We start from the raw sequence: 17686 nt of genomic DNA, 5'->3' as shown, positions 1-17686 counted from the left end.
ACGCCACCGCCGGACCCTCGTGAGAGGCCCGCCTATGCTGTGCTCCCCGGGCGGGCCGGGCCCGTCGCACCACCCGCCCCCACCACGTCGAGGAACCGCCACCATGACCCCAAGCGCCGCCGAGGGAGCCGTCCCGAAGGGGCGCAGCCGACGCAACTTCGCCGGCTCGCGCCCGGTGATGGACGACGTGGCCCGGCTGGCCGGTGTCTCCAAGCAGACCGTCTCCCGGGTGCTCAACGAGCATCCGTCCGTCCGCCCCGAGACCCGCGAGGCGGTACTGACGGCCATGCGGACCCTCGGCTACCGGCCGAGCCGCAGCGCCCGGTCGCTGGCCAGCGGGCGGACCCGAATGGTCGGGGTCATCACCTTCGACGCCGCCCGCTACGGACCGGCCGCGATCCTGACCGCGGTCAACACCGCGGCCCAGGAGGCCGGTTATCTGCTGAGCTCCATCTCCCTGGACACGGCGGAGCACGACACGGTCGTCGAGGCCGTCGACCGGCTCTCGGCGGAGGGCGCGGACGGGGTGATCGCCATCGCCCCGCAGCTGTGGGTGGGCCGCGCCCTGGCGGACACCCGGCTCGACACCCCGCTGGTGGTGCTGGAGAACGGCTTCGACGCGGAGACCGAGCGGGTCACCGGTGACTCCCGGGAGGGCGCCCGCAAGGCCACCGAGCATCTTCTGGGGCTCGGCCACCCGACCGTCTGGCACATCGCGGGCCCGAGCGGCTGGACCTCCGCCGACCAGCGTCTGGCGAGCTGGCGCTCCACACTGGAGGCGGCCGGTGCGCCGGTCCCCGAGCCGCTGATCGGCGACTGGAGCGCCGACTCCGGCTACCACCTGGGGCGCCGGCTGGCCCGGCGGACGGACGTCACCGCGGTGTTCGTGTCCAACGACCAGATGGCTCTCGGCGTCCTGCACGCCTTCCACGAGGCGGGCCGCTCGGTGCCGGGCGAGATCAGCGTGGTGGGCTACGACGACATCCCCGAGGCCGCGCATCTGCTGCCGCCGCTGACCACCGTGCGGACGGACTTCGCGGAGATCGGCACCCGCGCCCTGCGACTCCTGCTGAGCCGCATCGACGACACGGCGCAGCCCCCGCGCCCCGAATCACTCGTCCCCGTCGACCTCGTACTCCGCGCGAGCAGCGGGGCTGCGCCCAGGCGGTGAGAGCGGTGCCGCCCCGGTCCTGACATGTCACGCATGCGTGGACGCCCGAACGATCATGTCGATGGGCAGGGTCCGGGCGGTGCCGGGCGGAGCTTCCCCGGCGAGTGTCTCGCAGAGCAACCGCACGCATTCCGCGCCCATATGACGGGGCCTCAGGTCGATCGCCGTGATCGGCGGTTCCGCGGTCCGCATCGCCAGGCTGTCGACGCAGGACGCCAGCAGCAGGTCCTCCCCCACGACCCGGCCCGCCGACCTGATCTCGGGCAGGACGGCCGCCGCGGCCCCGTCGGCCGCGCACACGATCGCGTCGGTCTCCGGCCTCGCGGCGAGCAACTCCCCGACCGCGCCCCGGAGTACCTCCGGTGAGGCGCCGAACGGCGCTTTGCGCAGAAGTGGCCGGGTGTCGTGCTCGGCGCACCAGCGCGTATAGGTGCGCTGGAGGGTGAGGGTCCAGTCGGCGGAGGTGTCGGAGGCGATGAACGCGGGGCGGCGGGCGCCCCTGGCGCGCAGGTGGTCGAGGAGTTCCGTCAGAGAAGTCTCGTGGTCGGACCAGACCACGCCGGTGGGCTCTTGGCCGCCCCCGTAGCGCTCGGCCGTGACGACCGGGAGCCCCGCGTTCATGAGCTGGTCCACGACCGGGTTGTCCGGCATCGGGTCGCACACGATCAGCCCGTCGACCTGCGGGAGGCGGCCCGAGGACACCAGGGTCACGTTCAGCCCGGCGCGCGCGGCCTGTTCGGCGACACCGAACACGAACGACATGTAGTACTCGGCGCTGGTGAGGAACTCCGGAATGTGCAGCGCGATGGTGTCCGTCACGGAGGTGCGCAGGCTGCGGGCGCTGCGGTTGGGCACGTATCCGAGGCGTCGGGCGGTGTGGAGGACGGCCTGGCGGGTCGCGTCGGACACGCGGCCGTGGCCCCGCAGCGCGTCCGACGCGGTGGTCTTGGAGACCCCCGCGCCGCGGGCCACGTCGGCGATGGTGGCGGGCGTGCCCGGCCCGCCCGGCGTGCGGGGGCTCCCCGTCGGCACCCTGCCTCACCAGCCGTGGGTCAGCACGTCGTCCAGCGCGGCGGCGAACACGTCGGCGCTCCGCCGGGTCAGGCACAGCGGCGGCTTGATCTTCAGCACGCACTGCCGGTCCGATGTCGGCTGGACGATCACGCCGAGCTCGCGCAACCGGTCACAGATCGCCGCGGTCTCCTCGGTCGCCGGCTCCAGGGTCTCGCGGTCCCGGACGAACTCGACGCCCAGATAGAGCCCCGAGCCGTGCACCGCGCCGATCAGCGGGTGCCGGGTGGCGAGTTCCTCCAGCCGCCGCTTCAAGTACCCGCCCGTCTCCCGGGCGTTGTCCTGGAGACGTTCGTCCCGCAGTACGTCCAGCACGGTCAGCCCGACCACGCTGCTGACCGGGCTGCCCCCGGCCGAGGAGAAGAAGTAGCCCTGGGTGCGGTAGGCGTCGGCGATCTCCCGACGGGTGATCACCGCGCCCAGCGGATGACCGTTCCCCATCCCCTTGGCGACGGTGACGATGTCCGGTACGACACCCTGCTGCTCGAAGCCCCAGAAGTGGGTGCCGAGTCGGCCGTAGCCGACCTGCACCTCGTCCGCGACGCACAGACCGCCGGCGGCGCGGGTGGCGTCGTAGACCTGCCTGAGGTAGCCGTCCGGGAGGGGGAGGCCGCCCGCGTTGCCGTAGAACGGTTCGCAGATGAACGCGGCGGGCGGGTGGCCCTGTTCGGCGAGTTCGGTGATCCGCGCGGCGGCCTCGGGACCGTACCGCCGCGCCTCGGCGCCCCGGTGGCGGCCGCGGTAGGAATGGGGGGCGGCCACGGTGTGGATCCAACTCGGGCGTGAGGACAGGGCGTTCGGGTTGTCCGCGATCGAGGTGGAGACCGCGTCGCTCGCGTACGTCCAGCCGTGGTACGCCTCCTCGACCGCGACCGTGTCCTGCCGTCCGGTCGCCGCCCAGGCCAGCCGTAGCGCGAGATCGACGGCCTCGGAGCCGCTGTTGACGAGGAAGACGGTGTCCAGGTCGGCGGGCAGGAGCGCGGTGAGCCGCTCGGAGAGTTCGACCACCGAGCCGTAGTGGAAGCGGGAGTTGGTGTTGAGCCGCCGCCACTGCCGGTGCACGGCGTCGCTCAGTGCGGGGTGGCCGTGGCCGAGGATGGTCACGTTGTTGAGCATGTCGAGGTAGCCGCGGCCCTGGGTGTCGACGAGATGGTGACGCCAGCCGCGCTCGATGCGGGGCGGCTCCTCGTAGTAGTGCTCCTGGACCGTGGCGAAGGCGCGGTCGCGGCGGTCGAGGAGATCCTGGTCCGCGGACGGCTCCTCCCGGACCTGCCCGGTGATCAGTGCCGTCGGATCCGGGCTCACGGCCAGCCAGCCGGCGGCCAGGTCCGGGCCGGCGAAACGGGGTGGGCGCCGGTCGGCCAGAGTCGACAGCTGGGCGCCGAGGGTGTGCCTGCCGTCCCGCTCGGCGACGGTGCCGAGGAGCTGTCCGGCCGCGATCGGGCCGGATACTGCCGGGTCGGCGACGCCGTACAGCCACAGGACCGGTCCCTCGCCGCGCAGGTCGAGCGTGCCGTCGGCGTGCCGGGTGAGCGTGCCCGCCCAGGGCGCGCGCACCTCCAACGGGCCGGCGAGATGCAGGTCGACTCCGAGGGCGCAGGTCGCGGGGGCGTCCAGGGTGTCGATCGTGGTCCGGGTCAGGCGGAACTCGCCGTGCCGGGTGCGGACCGCGGGCCGGCCGGAGGCCAGGGCGACCTCGGCGTCCGCCTCCAGCCATCGGCCCGTGTGCAGGTCGTCGCTCTGCGCCGAGAGGTCGAGCGCCGGTATGTCGAGGGGCAGGTCCGGCAGCATGCGGTGGGCGGGCGCGACGGCGACCCGCGGCAGGGGGCGGCCGAGTGCCTCCCACAGCCGGGCCGTCATCACCTCCGCGGGGACGGAGACGGCCGACTCGAACATGGTCCACTCCCGGTCCAGGGCGGCAGACGCGTAGCCGTTGTCCGGGTCCTGGAGGACGTCGTACTGCCCACTGACCACCATGACGGCCGCCCGCAGCACGACGAGCGGCCACAGCACGGCCGACTCCGGGTCGGAGAGCGGGCGTACGGCGTCAAAGGCGCGGACGGCGGGCAGGACGGAGGCGGGGCCGGCGCCGTGGTGATGCAGGACGGAGGTGCAGGTGACCGCCAGTTCCGCCACGGTCCAGCCGGTGCCCAGGTCCCCGAAGTCGATCACGCCGACGGGCATCCGCCGGCCGTCCTCGGCCGTCTCGCAGACGACGTTGTTGTCGGTGAGGTCGCCGTGGACGAACTGGACCGGCAGGTCCTTCGCGTGAGGCTCCAGAAGGGCGAACGCGGTGCGGGCGGCGCTCAGCACCTGGTCGGCGCGGGTCCGGTCGGGCCAGTGCGGGGCAAGGGCCTCGATCACTTCGAGGGCGTTGCGCAGATCCCACGGCCGGAAGCGGTCGGGGTCGGCGGCGGTGAAGCCGGCGAGGCCCGCGGCGATCTGTCCGGCTAGTTCGCCGAGGCGGGCGACGACGGCCGGGGCGAGGTAGCGGCTGTCCATGATCGGCTCACCCGGCACGAAGTCCAGCAGCCGACAGGAGAGTTCGGTGCCGTCCACGCGGAAGGGCTGCACCACGTCACCGTCGACGCCGGGGACCGCCCGGGGCAGGCGGAGGCCGGGCAGCGCACGCGTCAGATGCTCCACCGCATCGCACTGGGCCCTCAACTCGGCCTTCTGCGCGGCCGGGTTGGCGACCTTGAGGACGTACTCCCCCGCCTCGCCGCGCACCCGGTAGTTGCGGTCCTGCTGGCTGCCCAGGTCCCGCACGGTGCCCCGCACCCCGAACCGGGTGGTCAGCACGGCCGACGCGGTGGCCTCGTCGATCGGTGCGACGGGTCGCACCAGCCAGTCCGTGGACGCCAGGCCCATGGGTCACTCCGCTTCCGCGGCCACGCGCCGCTCGTTTGCCGGAACGTTCCGGCACGTCGTGCGACGACGGTAGGACGAACCGAGTTCCCCGGTCAACGCCCCCGGTCGCACTGCGGGCGGTGTGCGGGTGGCGCCGGATCGCGGAGCGCGTTTCTCCCGGCTCCTCCCCTCGGCTGTGTAGGCGAGCCGGGCCTGGCGCGGTACCGGGCCGAAGGCGCCGGGAATGCGGGACCGACCGGCGCGGCTCCGCCTTCCGCCTCACCCCGGCCGGCCGGCCGAGCTGCCACGACGACGCCGAGCACCCTCGCCTCACGAGTCACGGATCACCAGGATTACCCCGTGGGATACGGGTAACCCGCACGATGGGTCCCTGGGGAGCCGCGGCGGCGGTTCACGGTGGCTTGTCCCGTGTGTGCCCGCGGTGTGGGGCTGCCGGCACACACAGCGGCGTCGGCCCGCTCAGCAGATTCGAGCGGGCCGACGCGCACCCGTGCGCCTGCCCTGTCGCCGTCGGCGCGGGTCGTCGCCCTCCGCGCCGGTGTCCTTCCTGTGGGGCCGGTGTCCTCCTTGTGGGACCGATCCGTTCGTCCCCTCACTCGGCGGGCCGTCCCGTCTCGCGCGGCTATGTCCAGCGGCGCAGGACCAGAGCCGGAGCACGACGCGCGAGCCAGGCGCCGGCCAGCCCGACAGCGGCACCGGCGGCTACATCGCTGGGATAGTGGGCGCCCGACTGCACCCGTTCGACGGCCACCATGACGGCGGGCACCGCGCACAGTGCGCCCACGGCCGGCCAGGTGGGGGCGACGGCGGCGGTGAAGGCGACCGCGGCCGCCGTGTGTCCGGAGGGGAACGAGGGCGAGTCGGGGCGGTCGGCGACCTCGTCGTGCGGGATCCACTCCGCCGGCGGCCTGGGCCGGTCGGCCAGTTGTTTGCACAGGCCGTTCGCCACCAGCTGGGCCACCACGAGAGCCCCCACACCGGCGGCCGCCGCCTTGCGGCCCCGCCCCCCACCCTTCCACGCCATCACGGCGGCGGCGCCGCACCACAGCTTGGTGCTCTCCGCGGATTCCTCCACCGCCGACAACACCTTGGCCACGCCCGGCGGGATCCGGGAGGCCGCCCGCCGCGTCAGAGCCCCATCGACCTCGTGCAAGTCCGTCAGCAACCTCATGACCTGCGAATATCCCAAGTTTCCCGAGATAATCAGCCGGATCCGGATCAGTCCGTCATTCGTTGTGCGCCGGTCCCGAGTCGTCCAGCCGACGGAGGTCCTGCTCGTCCCACGTCCTGGTGTCGCGCGGCTCCGTGTAGGGCTCCTTGTCGGGCGGCAGCCCTCCGGCGATCGCCCGCTGCCGGACGGTCTCGGCGTCGAATTCCAGGCCCAGGAGAATCGCCAGGTTGCTGATCCACAGCCAGATCAGGAACACGATGACGCCGGCCATGGTGCCGTAGGTCTTGTTGTACGAGGCGAAGTTGGCGACGTAGAACGCGAATCCGGCGGACGCGACCAGCCAGATGACGAGGGCGAGGAAGCTGCCGGGTGTGATCCACCTGAACCCCTTCACCCGGGCGTTCGGGGTGGCCCAGTACAGGAGCGCGATCATGAACGTGACCAGGACCACCAGGACCGGCCACTTGGCGATCGACCACGCCGTCAGGGCGGTGTCGCCGATCCCGAGCGCCGTACCCGCCTTTCGGGCCAGAGTGCCGGTGAAGACGACGATCAGGGCGCTGATGACGGCGAGCACCATCAGGACGACCGTCAGGCCGACCCGCACCGGAAGGATCTTCCAGATCGGGCGGCCCTCCGGCATGTCGTAGACCCGGTTGGCCGAGCGGATGAACGCGGCCACGTACCCGGACGCCGACCACACCGCGAGGACGATGCCCACGATCGCCATGAGCGAGCCGACGCCGGCGTTGTTCTGCAGCTGCTCGACGGCCCCGGTGATGATGTCGCGGGCGGACCCCGGAGTGAACTGCTTGAGATTCTTCAGCACCGTGTCCGTGGCGGACTTGCCGGTCAGGCCGAGCAGCGACACCAGAACCAGCAAGGCGGGGAAGAGCGACAGCAGGCCGTAGTACGTCAGCGCCGCGGCCCGGTCGGTCAGTTCGTCGTCCTTGAACTCCCGCAGGCTGCCCCGCAGCACCGCTCCCCACGCCGTCTTCGGCAGTTCCGACGGCGTATCCGGCGCGCGTTCCTCCACGGCGGGCCCGGGGCCCACCTCCTCGGACGCCGGGACCTCGCGCTCCGGCGCCTCGTCACTGCCGTGGTGGTCTTTTCCTCGAGGAAGATGCAGCTTCATGGGCGCCGAGTACCCCCGGGCATCCGCCCAATCAGGGCATCGGTGGGGAGTCGCATGCGCGTTGTTGATGGTGCGGGTCTACTCCGGAGCTGTTTGATGGCCCTGTCTCGGCCGGCCAGGCGCGCGGCGCCTTGACGACACATCGGACGGCGGAAGGCCCAGGAGGGTCTCGGCGAAGGCGCGCGGGAACTGGAACGTGACGGGGCCGGCCTTCTGCCACGGCGCCGGGGATGGATGCCGGGCGCTGATCGCGAACGGCCAGGGGCCAGGGGACGGGCCAGGGGGCGCGGGCAATAGGACGAGGTGCACGAGCCGGGGGCACGGGCCATAGGACAAGGTGCACGAGCCGGGGGCACGGGGCACGAGCCGGGGGGACGAGGCAAGGGCCGGGGCCATGGGCCGAGGACTGGGGGCCCGGGCCGGGGGCACGGGGCACGGGCACGGGGCACGGCGCGCGGGCCATTGAACAAGGTGCAAGAGCCGGGGGCACGGGGCACGAGCCGGAGGGCACGAGGCAAGGGCCGGGGCCATAGACCGAGGACCGGGGGCCGGGGGCCGGGGGCACGGGGCACGGGCACGGGGCACGGCGCGCGGGCCATTGAACAAGGTGCAAGAGCCGGGGGCACGGGGCACGAACCGGGAGGCACGAGCAAGGGCCGGGGCCATGGACCGAGGACCGGGGGCCGGGTCCTGGGGCCGGGGGCCGGGGGCCGGGGCGCGGGCCATTGAACAAGGTGCAAGAGCCGGGGGCACGGGGCACGAGCCGGAGGGCACGAGGCAAGGGCCGGGGCCATGGACCGAGGACCGGGGGCCGGGTCCTGGGGCCGGGGGCCGGGGGCCGGGGGCCGGGGGCACGAGACACGGTGCGCGGGCCATGGGACAACGAGCCAAGGCCGGGGTCGGGGGCCAAGGGCCGGGGCCGGGGCCGGGGGCGGGGGCACGGGACACGGTGCACGGGCCATGGGACCCTGCACGCGGGACTCGGGGCACGATCCCTGGGGCACGGGCCATGAGACTCGGAACTCGGAACTCGGAACTCGGAACTCGGAACTCGGCCAGTGTCACGCCGCATCGACACCTCCCGTGAACCGTTCGGCGGGACCGCGCCCGGTGCGGGACGGTCCGGCCCGCCCGGCAGGGGACGGAGCGTCGCGCCCGCCACGCGACCCGTCAGCGCGCGCAGCTGGAGACGGTCCGCCGCGCCCGGTGCGAGACGGGGCGGCGCGCCCGGTACGGGACGGAGCCGCGCGCCCGGTACGGGACGGAGCCGCGCCACGGATCAGCCGCAGGTTGCGTCCCCTGGCGTGCCGGGGCGCCGACGACCTGGCTGACAGCCGGTCCTCGATGCGGTCCATGGTGTACAGCAGCACCCCCAAGGCGGGCAGCAGCGACACAGCGACGGCGATCACAGCGCAGGTTTCCTCCCGGCCGGCAACGGCCGACCGGGTTCCCTTTAGCGGCAGCCCAAGCCTTCCGAACCGGGAACTCCCCGCCCCTCGCACCTCAACCCCCTTCCCTCAAACCTTACTTCACCTCTTGACGTAAGTGGTCCATACCTTTAGGTTCACGGGTCAGCCAGGCACCTCGCGACACCCCACCCCCCACGAAGGGCTCTGCGCATGCACACCCTCACGCGCCTCCGCAGATCCGGCGCCGCCACGCTCGTCACGGTGGCCGCCGCGTCTGCCCTGACTGCCGTACCCACCCCCGCCGACGCCGCCACCGCGCTTCCCACCGGCTTTTCTACTGTCATGAACGCGGCAAGCGGGCGGTGTCTGGACGCAAGGTCGGCCGGCACCGCCAACGGCACCGTCGTCCAGCAGTACGCGTGCAACGGCACCACGGCCCAGCAGTGGAGTTTCACCGCCACCAGCGACGGCTACGTCCGCCTCGGCAACCGCAACAACACCGACCATGTCGTGGACGTGGCCGACGTCTCCACCGCCGACAATGCCCCCGTGCACCTCTGGGCCTACGGCGGCGGCGCCAACCAGCAGTGGCTGCCGGTCCACGAGGGCGGCGGCGCCTACCACTTCGTCAACCGCAACAGCGGCAAGTGCCTGGACGACCCTGGCGCCTCGACCGCCGACAGCGTGCAGTTCGTGCAGTACGCCTGCAACGGCAGCGCGGCCCAGCGCTTCCAGGTGATCCCCGTGACCCAGTCCGCCACGAACCCCGACCTCGGCCCCAACGTGGTCGTCTTCGACCCGTCGATGTCGTCCTCGACGATCCAGTCGAGGCTGAACTCGATCTTCCAGCAGCAGGAGACCAACCAGTTCGGCTCCCAGCGCTACGCCGTCCTGTTCAAGCCCGGCTCCTACACCGCGGACGCCAACGTCGGTTTCTACACCCAGGTCGCCGGACTGGGCCTGACCCCCGACGCGGTCACCGTCAACGGCGCGGTGCACGCCGAGGCCGACTGGTTCCAGGGCAACGCGACACAGAACTTCTGGCGCGGGGCCGAGAACCTGTCCGTGAACCCCACTGGCGGCAACGACCGTTGGGCGGTCTCCCAGGCGGCGGCGTACCGCCGGATGCATCTGCGCGGCAACCTCGCCCTGGACGACAACGGCTGGTCCAGCGGAGGTCTGCTCGCCGACACGAAGGTCGACGGGAAGGTCGACTCCGGTAGTCAGCAACAGTGGCTGACCCGCAACTCCCAGCTCGGCAGCTGGACCGGCTCCAACTGGAACATGGTCTTCGTCGGCAGCCAGGGCGTCCCCGGCACCAGCTTCCCCAACCCGCCCCACACCACGGTCGCGCAGTCCCCGGTCAGCCGGGAGAAGCCGTTCCTGTACGTCGACACCGACGGCGCCTACAAGGTGTTCGTGCCGTCGGTGCGGTCCAACTCCACGGGCACCAGCTGGGCGAACGGCTCCCCGTCAGGCAGCTCCCTCTCCCTGGACACCTTCTACGTCGTGAAGCCGGGCGCGCGTGCCGCCGACATCAACGCGGCGCTGGCGGCGGGCAAGAACCTCCTGGTCACCCCGGGTGTGTACCACCTCGACCAGACGCTGCAGGTGAACCGTCCCGACACCGTCGTCCTCGGCCTGGGTCTCGCCACGTTCGTCCCGGACCACGGCGTCACCGCGATGAAGGTGGCCGACGTCGACGGAGTGAAGGTCGCGGGCGTCCTCTTCGACGCGGGCACCACCAACTCGCCCACCCTGATGGAGATCGGGCCTTCGAACGCGTCCGCCTCCCACGCCGCGGACCCGACGTCCCTGCACGACGTGTACTTCCGCGTCGGCGGCGCGGGCGTCGGCAAGGCGACCACCAGCCTCGTGATCAACAGCGACAACGTCATCGGTGACCACATGTGGATCTGGCGCGCCGACCACGGCAGCGGCGTCGGCTGGACCACCAACACCGCGGACACCGGACTGATCGTCAACGGCGACGACGTCACGGCGTACGGCCTGTTCGTCGAGCACTACCAGAAGTACCAGACCGTCTGGAACGGCAACGGCGGCCGCACGTACTTCTACCAGAACGAGATGCCCTACGATCCGCCCAACCAGGCGGCCTGGATGAACGGTTCCACGCAGGGCTACGCCGCCTACAAGGTCGCCGACTCCGTCACCAGCCACCAGGCCTACGGTCTCGGCAGCTACTGCTACTTCAACGTGAACCCCGGTGTGACCGCGGAACGGGCCATCGAGGCGCCGAACACCGCCGGGGTGCGCTTCCAGAGCATGGTGACCGTCTCCCTCGGCGGCACCGGCACCATCCGGCACGTCGTCAACGGCACCGGTGGTCCGTCCAACTCCTCGACCAACGTGGCGAATCTGACCAGTTACCCGTAGAGCTCCATCCTTCGGCCGCCCCTCCTCGCCCGGGGGGGGGCCTCCCCCACCGTACGGCCGCTACTCCGAGGGCAACGGCACCCACCACACCAACGCCGTGCCGCCCTCGGGCGACTTGCCCAACTCCAGCTCACCGCCGAGCTGTTCGGCCCGCTCCGCCATGTTGCGCAGCCCGCTGCGGCGGCCGTCGGACGGGATGCCGACGCCGTTGTCGGTGACGGTGAGGCGGACCTGGCGGGAGTCCGCCTTGAGGGAGATGTCGGCGCGCTCGGCGCGGGCGTGCCGGGCGATGTTGGTGAGGGCCTCGGAGAGTACGGCCACCACGTGGTCGGCGATCTCGCTCGGTACGACGGTGTCGACCAGCCCCTCCATCCGCATGCTCGGCGCGAAGCCCAGCACCGGTGCCGCCTCGCCCACGACGCGCACCGCACGCGCCCGAAGGCCGGCCCCGCCCGCGCCCTCGCGGGAGCGCAGGCCGAAGATCGTGGACCTGATGATCTTGATGGTCTCGTCCAGGTCGTCCACCGCGCGCACCACGCGCTCGGAGGCCTCGGGGTGATCGATGAAGCGGCCCGCGCTCTGGAGGGTCATGCCCGTGGCGAACAGCCGTTGAATCGCCAGATCGTGCAGGTCACGGGCGATGCGGTCACGGTCCTCGAGCACCGCGATCTGCTCGGCGTCCTGGCGTCGTTCCGCGAGTTCCATCGCGACGGCGGCCTGCGCGGCGAAGGCCTGGAGGGTCTCGGTCTCCGTCGCCGAGAACGACGGGCGCCCGGCTTCCCGTGCCAGCAGGAGCACGCCTCGGACACCGCCCTCGCCCGTGCCGATGGGCACCGCCACGGCGGGGCCCAGGCCCTGGAAGCGGGGAGGGTCGAGGGAGATCCGGTCGTCGCGGAGGACATCGGCGCTGACGGCCGGGGCGACGGTGGAGAAGGCCAGCCCCATCAAGGTCGTCTCCCGGGGCAGCACCAGCCCGCGGTGCGCCTCGGAATCCAGCCCCACGGCGATCTCCACGGTGAGCGAACCGGTGTCCTCCATGGACAGCGCGACCGCGGCGAGCGCCGATCCGGTGATCTCACCGGCCCGCTCGGCGATCAGACCCAGCACGTCGGTGCGCCCGCCGCCGGACATCAGGTCGTAAGTGATCTCCGCGTTCGCCTGGAGCCAGCGTTCCCGCAGCCGGGACTCCTCGTACAGGCGGGCGTTGTCGATGGCGACGCCCGCGGCCACGGCCAGCGTCGAGGTCACCGAGACGTCCTCCTCGTCGAACTGCGCCCCGCCGCGTTTCTCGGTCAGGTACAGGTTGCCGAAGACCTGGTCGCGCACGCGGATGGGGACGCCGAGGAAGGTGTTCATCGGCGGGTGGTTCGGCGGGAAGCCGTACGAGGCAGGGTGCTCGGAGAGCTTCGCCAGGCGCAGCGGCTCGGGATGGCGGATCAGCTCGCCGAGGATGCCGTGTCCCTCGGGGAAGGGGCCGATCCTCGCGATCTGCTCCTCGGTGACGCCGACCGTGTGGAAGGCCGACAGGCGCCGGCCGTCCGGCCCGATCACACCGAGGGCCGCGTACTCGGAGTCGACCAGCACCGCCGCGGCCTCGACGATGCTGCGCAGTGCCTGTTCCAGGTCCAGTTCCCGGCCGACCGAGAGCACCGCCTCCAGCAGGCTGTGCACCCGATCCCGGGTGCCACGGGCCGCGTCCAGGCGCGCCTGGAGCTCCTCCAACAGCTCGTCGAGCCTCAGCTGCGGCAGCCGTACGCGAGCCTCATGGGGCTCCTGGGGGCTTCCCACCTGCGTCTCCTCGGGTACCTCGGGCGGGCTGACGCCGGGCCGCTCCAGCCAGGGTTCACGCTACCGGCCCGCAGCTGGTGACGGTACGGAGTCGGATCCTTCTGGTATGTCGGCCCGGTGGCCGAGGGCGCCGGGCCGTTCGGCCCTGCCCAGGGGACGGACAGCACCTGTCCGGCGCGGGTCCACCCGTTCGACGCTGGAACCGGTCCGAGCGCGTCGACCCGAGGAGCGCAGCGTCATGGTCCGTTACGTGTACGACTTCCGCGAGGGCCGCCGGGACATGGCGGACCTGCTGGGCGGCAAGGGCGCGAACCTGGCGGAGATGACCCGGCTGGGCCTGCCGGTCCCACCGGGTTTCACCGTGTCCACCGACGCCTGCCGGGCCTTCCTCACGACCGGGGCGGAACCGGAGGGCATGGCGGCCGAGGTCTCCCGGCATCTTTCCGAGCTGGAGGAGTCCGCCGGACGCCGACTGGGGCAGCCGGACGACCCACTGCTGGTGTCCGTCCGGTCCGGGGCGCGATTCTCCATGCCCGGCATGATGGAGACCGTCCTGGACATCGGCCTGAACGACGACTCCGTGCTGGGCCTCGCCAAGACCTCGGGCAGTGACCGCTTCGCCTGGGACTCCTACCGCCGACTCGTCCAGATGTTCGGCAGTACGGTCATGGGCGTCGACTCCGGTCTGTTCGACGAGGCCATGACCCTCCTCAAGAAGGCCCGCGAAGCCCCCGACGACCTGCATCTGACCGCCGGCGACCTGGCCGGTCTCGTGGAGACGTACCAACGGCTGATCCTCGACGAGACGGGCCGCCCGTTCCCCCAGTCCCCCGCCGAGCAGCTACGCCTGGCGATCCTCGCGGTGTTCCGGTCCTGGAACGGCGATCGCGCCCGGCTGTACCGGCGCCGCGAGCGCATCCCCGACGACCTCGGCACGGCGGTCACCGTGCAGCGCATGGTGTTCGGCAACCTGGGCCCCGACTCCGGCGGCGGCGTCGCCTTCACCCGGGATCCGGCCACCGGCCGGCCCGGCCTGTACGGCGACTACCTGGCTGACGCCCAGGGCGAGGACGTCGTCGCCGGCATCCGCAACACCGTGCCGCTGACCGAGCTGGAGCGGCTTGACCCGGACTCGTACCGACGGCTGCGCGCTCACATGGACACCCTGGAGCGGCACTACCGCGACCTGTGCGACATCGAGTTCACCATCGAACGCGGCACGCTGTGGATGCTGCAGACCCGGGTCGGCAAGCGCACCGCCGAGGCCGCGTTCGCCATCGCGGCCGAGCTGGTGGAGGAAGGGCAGATCAGCCAGGAGGAGGCGCTGGCCCGGGTCAGCGGGGACGGGCTGGCACGGTTGATGTTTCCTCGCTTCGACTCCGCCGCCACCGGTGAGGCGCTCGCCCACGGGCTTCCGGCCTCCCCGGGCGCGGCGGTCGGCGCGGCGGTGTTCGACTCCGCCGAGGCCGTACGGCGTGCCGCGGCGGGCGAGAGGGTGGTGCTGGTCCGTCAGGAGACCACCCCCGACGACCTGCCCGGCATGGTCGCCGCCGAGGCCGTGCTGACCAGCCGGGGCGGCAAGACCAGCCACGCGGCCGTGGTGGCCCGGGGCATGGGCAAGGTCTGCGTGTGCGGTGCGGAGGAACTCACCGTGGACACCCGGGCCCGGCGCTTCACCGCCCCCGGCGGGATCGTCGTCGAGGAGGGCACGGTCCTCTCGGTGGACGGCTCCGCCGGAGCCGTGTACGCGGGCGCGGTGGCGCTGGTGCCCTCCGAGGCCATGCGGTTCCTGGAGACCGGTGAGCGGTCCGGCGGCGTCGTGGCCGCGGTCGCCGGAGCCCTCGAACGGGCGGATTCCATCAGGCGGCTGGAGGTGCGTGCCAACGCCGACACGCCCGAGGACGCGCGGCGGGCCCGCCGGTTCGGCGCGCAGGGCATCGGGCTGTGCCGTACCGAGCACATGTTCCTCGGCGAGCGCCGCAAGCTGGTCGAGGAGATGATCCTGGCCCGCGGCGAGGCCGAACGTGAGAGGGCGCTGGCGGCGCTGCTGCCGCTCCAGCGACGGGACTTCACCGACATCCTGGAGGCGATGGACGGTCTGCCGGTCACCATCCGCCTGCTGGACCCGCCGCTGCACGAGTTCCTGCCCGATCGCACGGAGCTCGCCGTACGCGTCGCATCCGTCGCCCAACCGGATCCCCACGACGTCGAGTTGCTCGACGCGGTGAACCGCATGCACGAGGAGAACCCGATGCTCGGCCTGCGCGGCGTGCGGCTGGGGCTGCTGATTCCGGGCCTGGTGGCCATGCAGGTACGGGCCGTCGCCGAGGCGGTCGTGGCCCGCAGCCGGGCCGGAGGCTCTCCGCAGGCCGAGATCATGGTGCCGCTGGTCGGCGCCGTCGAGGAACTGCGGATCGAACGCGCGGAAGTGGAACGAGTGCTGGCCGAGGTGTCACGGGAGTCCGGCATCCCGGTACGGTGTCCGGTCGGCACGATGATCGAACTGCCCCGCGCCGCACTCACCGCCGGCCGGATCGCCGAGGAGGCGGAGTTCTTCTCCTTCGGCACGAACGACCTGACCCAGACCACCTGGGGCTTCTCCCGTGACGACGTCGAGGCCGCGTTCTTCTCGGCCTACCTGGACAAGGGAGTCTTCCCGGCCTCGCCGTTCGAGACGATCGACGCAGACGGCGTGGGCCGGCTGGTCCGTATCGCCGTCGAGGAAGGCCGCTCCACCCGCCCCGAGCTGAAGATCGGCGTCTGCGGCGAACACGGCGGCGACCCCGAGTCCGTCCACTTCTTCCACGCCGCGGGCCTGGACTACGTCTCCTGCTCGCCGTTCCGGGTCCCAGTGGCCCGGCTGGAGGCGGGACGGGCGGCGCTGGCCGAAGCGAAAGGCAGCGACAGCCGGTGAGAGGGCCGCACGGGCCCCTGCCGGGGACCATCGGCCCTAGGACCGGGCCGTCGCCCGGGAGACAGTGGGTGCAGGAGCGGCACCGATCCCCCGCGGTGTCGCTCCGTTCGTACATCGAGCGGCAGCCGGCAGCACACCCCGACACATCCCGACCCACACCAACGGAACCCGTCATGGTCCACGACAACAACCGGTACCTCACCGCAGAACCGCGCCGCAGCGTCGAGCTCGACGCCACCGAGGCGCTGCGCCTGCTGGGCAGTGTGTCCCTGGGGAGGATCGTCTTCACCCGGCACGCCCTGCCGACCGTACGCCCCGTCAACCATGTCCTGGACGGCGGCGACATCGTCATCCGCACCCACGAGGCCGCCACCCTGACCTCCTACGCCCGGGAGACCGGCGGCCCCGGTGTGGTGGTCGCGTACGAGGCCGACGCCATCGACCCGGACACACACCTGGGCTGGAGCGTGGTGGTGACGGGGTACGCGCGACTGGTGACCGACCCCGGTGACCTGGCCCGTTTCTCGACGATGTTGAGTCCCTGGGCGGAACAGACGATGGACGAGGCGATCCGTATCCACCCCGACCTGGTCACCGGCGTCCGGCTCACCGTGGACGGCCGCCCGGGCGGGATGTGAACGCGCCCGGGCGGCCGAGGGGATCGGGACGTGCCGGCCGAGGTCATCCCGTGGGGACGATGAGCACCGGGCAGTGCGAGTGGTGCAGGAGCGCGTGAGCGACCGGTCCGAGGCGCGTGCCGTGACGGCTGCCCGGTCGATGCGCTCCGATGACCACGACGGCGGCTTCCCGGCTGGCCTCGACCAACGCGTGCGCGGGGGCGGTCCGAACCGTCCGGCTCTCGATCTCCACACCGGGATGCTGTTCGCGCACTCCGGCCAGGACGAAGCGGGAGACGGCCTCCTCGGTCCGCCCCCGCACAGCCGGCCGCCGCTGTCCGGGGCCGGCCGCCGGTAGCGGCGAGGGCAGCTCGGAGGACGGGTGCCGACGCGTCCCTGACTGCAGGACCAGCAGGCGCGCACCACGCCGTTGCGCCTCCTCCAGGGCGTGGACGGCCGTCTCCGTGCCGGTGCCGCTCTCCAGGCCGAGCAGCACGTCACGGTGTTCGTCATACGGGCGGTTCCCGCGTACGACGAGCAGCGGGCCGTGCGTGTGCGCGGCCAGTCGCGGGCTCACCGCACCGGTCACCAGGCCGGCGAAGCCGCCGAGTCCCCTGGTGCCCACGACGGTGAGGGCCGCGTCCTCGCTCTCGCGCGTCAGCGCGTGTACGGCATCCCCTTCCGCGACCGTGGTCACCACGGGAACCCCGGGGTGCCGCTCGTGGACTCGCCGGACGGCCGAGGCGAGAACCGGGCCCGCCTCGTCGCGATCCGGCACGGCGTACAGCACGCGCAGTGCGGTCGCGCGCCGGGCGGCCTCGTCCGCGGCGAGGTCCAGCGCCCGTGTGGACACCAGTGAGCCGTCCACTCCGACGACCACGTGTCGGTGGAGAGTCATCGTCCCGCATCCCTTCCGCTCCGCGCACCCTGTCGGTGCACTTCCACCAGCGATGCTCGTCGTCCGCCACGCGGCAGGGCAGGGGTCGAGAGCACCCGCGGAAACGCCGAACGGCCCCTGGGTGAGGGGCCGTTCGGCGTGGCGAAATCCCGGACGCATCCGGTCGAAGACCGTGGTGACTGCTCAACCTCCGATCCCTCGGAGGGAGTTCCAGCGGCGTCGCTCGGCTTCCCCCCACCGGAAG

General features: G+C 72.3%; 10 protein-coding genes. 4 read left to right on the top strand and 6 right to left on the bottom strand.

Annotated features, from left to right (window positions below):
- Window positions 1–103: 103 nt before the first annotated feature.
- The gene (locus ABZT06_RS15120) at window positions 104–1171 is read left to right on the top strand and encodes a LacI family DNA-binding transcriptional regulator (RefSeq protein ID WP_355740222.1); all 1068 of its coding nucleotides are present in this window, start codon (window positions 104–106) and stop codon (window positions 1169–1171) included.
- A gap of 27 nt (window positions 1172–1198) precedes the next feature.
- Here the strand turns inward: ABZT06_RS15120 and ABZT06_RS15115 are convergent, their stop codons facing one another.
- The 4 genes from ABZT06_RS15115 to ABZT06_RS15100 form a co-directional block, all read right to left on the bottom strand.
- Window positions 1199–2203, bottom strand: coding sequence for a LacI family DNA-binding transcriptional regulator (locus ABZT06_RS15115; RefSeq protein WP_355740220.1), 1005 nt, complete (start codon window positions 2201–2203; stop codon window positions 1199–1201).
- Between the two features lie 6 nt (window positions 2204–2209).
- Entirely contained in the window at window positions 2210–5113 is a 2904-nt protein-coding gene (locus tag ABZT06_RS15110; protein WP_355740218.1) for an aminotransferase, read from the bottom strand.
- A gap of 622 nt (window positions 5114–5735) precedes the next feature.
- Window positions 5736–6284, bottom strand: a complete 549-nt coding sequence (locus ABZT06_RS15105; protein ID WP_355740216.1) for a phosphatase PAP2 family protein — start codon at window positions 6282–6284, stop codon at window positions 5736–5738.
- A 55-nt stretch (window positions 6285–6339) separates the two neighbouring features.
- Window positions 6340–7419, bottom strand: coding sequence for a YihY/virulence factor BrkB family protein (locus ABZT06_RS15100; RefSeq protein WP_355740214.1), 1080 nt, complete (start codon window positions 7417–7419; stop codon window positions 6340–6342).
- A gap of 1619 nt (window positions 7420–9038) precedes the next feature.
- Here ABZT06_RS15100 and ABZT06_RS15095 point away from each other — a divergent pair.
- Entirely contained in the window at window positions 9039–11225 is a 2187-nt protein-coding gene (locus tag ABZT06_RS15095; protein ID WP_355740212.1) for an RICIN domain-containing protein, read from the top strand.
- A 60-nt stretch (window positions 11226–11285) separates the two neighbouring features.
- Here ABZT06_RS15095 and ABZT06_RS15090 read toward each other — a convergent pair whose 3' ends face one another.
- Window positions 11286–13013 (bottom strand): GAF domain-containing sensor histidine kinase, encoded by a 1728-nt coding sequence (locus ABZT06_RS15090; RefSeq protein ID WP_355740210.1) that lies wholly within the window; start codon window positions 13011–13013, stop codon window positions 11286–11288.
- 238 nt (window positions 13014–13251) lie between these two features.
- Here ABZT06_RS15090 and ppdK point away from each other — a divergent pair, with 238 nt between their 5' ends.
- Window positions 13252–15927 carry a pyruvate, phosphate dikinase gene (gene ppdK, locus ABZT06_RS15085; RefSeq protein WP_355740208.1) on the top strand — a complete coding sequence of 892 codons (2676 nt, stop codon included), beginning with the start codon at window positions 13252–13254 and terminating at the stop codon, window positions 15925–15927.
- Window positions 15928–16100: 173 nt separating this feature from the next.
- Window positions 16101–16565: a pyridoxamine 5'-phosphate oxidase family protein gene (locus ABZT06_RS15080; protein ID WP_355740206.1), complete on the top strand. Its 465-nt coding sequence runs from the start codon at window positions 16101–16103 to the stop codon at window positions 16563–16565.
- 43 nt (window positions 16566–16608) lie between these two features.
- Here the strand turns inward: ABZT06_RS15080 and ABZT06_RS15075 are convergent, their stop codons facing one another.
- Window positions 16609–17442: a universal stress protein gene (locus tag ABZT06_RS15075; protein WP_355740204.1), complete on the bottom strand. Its 834-nt coding sequence runs from the start codon at window positions 17440–17442 to the stop codon at window positions 16609–16611.
- Window positions 17443–17686: the final 244 nt, after the last annotated feature.

It is taken from the genome of Streptomyces sp. NPDC005483 (assembly GCF_040606035.1).
In the GTDB taxonomy this organism is placed as follows: Bacteria; Actinomycetota; Actinomycetes; order Streptomycetales; family Streptomycetaceae; genus Streptomyces.
Note: the sequence above shows the minus strand (reverse complement) of the source record. Positions and strands in the feature narration are given on the sequence as shown.

Excerpts from the sequence above, each read along its gene's own strand:
- ABZT06_RS15075 (WP_355740204.1), bottom strand. The coding sequence starts at position 17,442 with ATGACTCTCCACCGACACGTGGTCGTCGGAGTGGACGGCTCACTGGTG.
- ABZT06_RS15080 (WP_355740206.1), top strand. The coding sequence starts at position 16,101 with ATGGTCCACGACAACAACCGGTACCTCACCGCAGAACCGCGCCGCAGC.
- ppdK (WP_355740208.1), top strand. The coding sequence starts at position 13,252 with ATGGTCCGTTACGTGTACGACTTCCGCGAGGGCCGCCGGGACATGGCG.
- ABZT06_RS15110 (WP_355740218.1), bottom strand. The coding sequence starts at position 5,113 with ATGGGCCTGGCGTCCACGGACTGGCTGGTGCGACCCGTCGCACCGATC.
- ABZT06_RS15105 (WP_355740216.1), bottom strand. The coding sequence starts at position 6,284 with ATGAGGTTGCTGACGGACTTGCACGAGGTCGATGGGGCTCTGACGCGG.
- ABZT06_RS15100 (WP_355740214.1), bottom strand. The coding sequence starts at position 7,419 with ATGAAGCTGCATCTTCCTCGAGGAAAAGACCACCACGGCAGTGACGAG.
- ABZT06_RS15120 (WP_355740222.1), top strand. The coding sequence starts at position 104 with ATGACCCCAAGCGCCGCCGAGGGAGCCGTCCCGAAGGGGCGCAGCCGA.
- ABZT06_RS15095 (WP_355740212.1), top strand. The coding sequence starts at position 9,039 with ATGCACACCCTCACGCGCCTCCGCAGATCCGGCGCCGCCACGCTCGTC.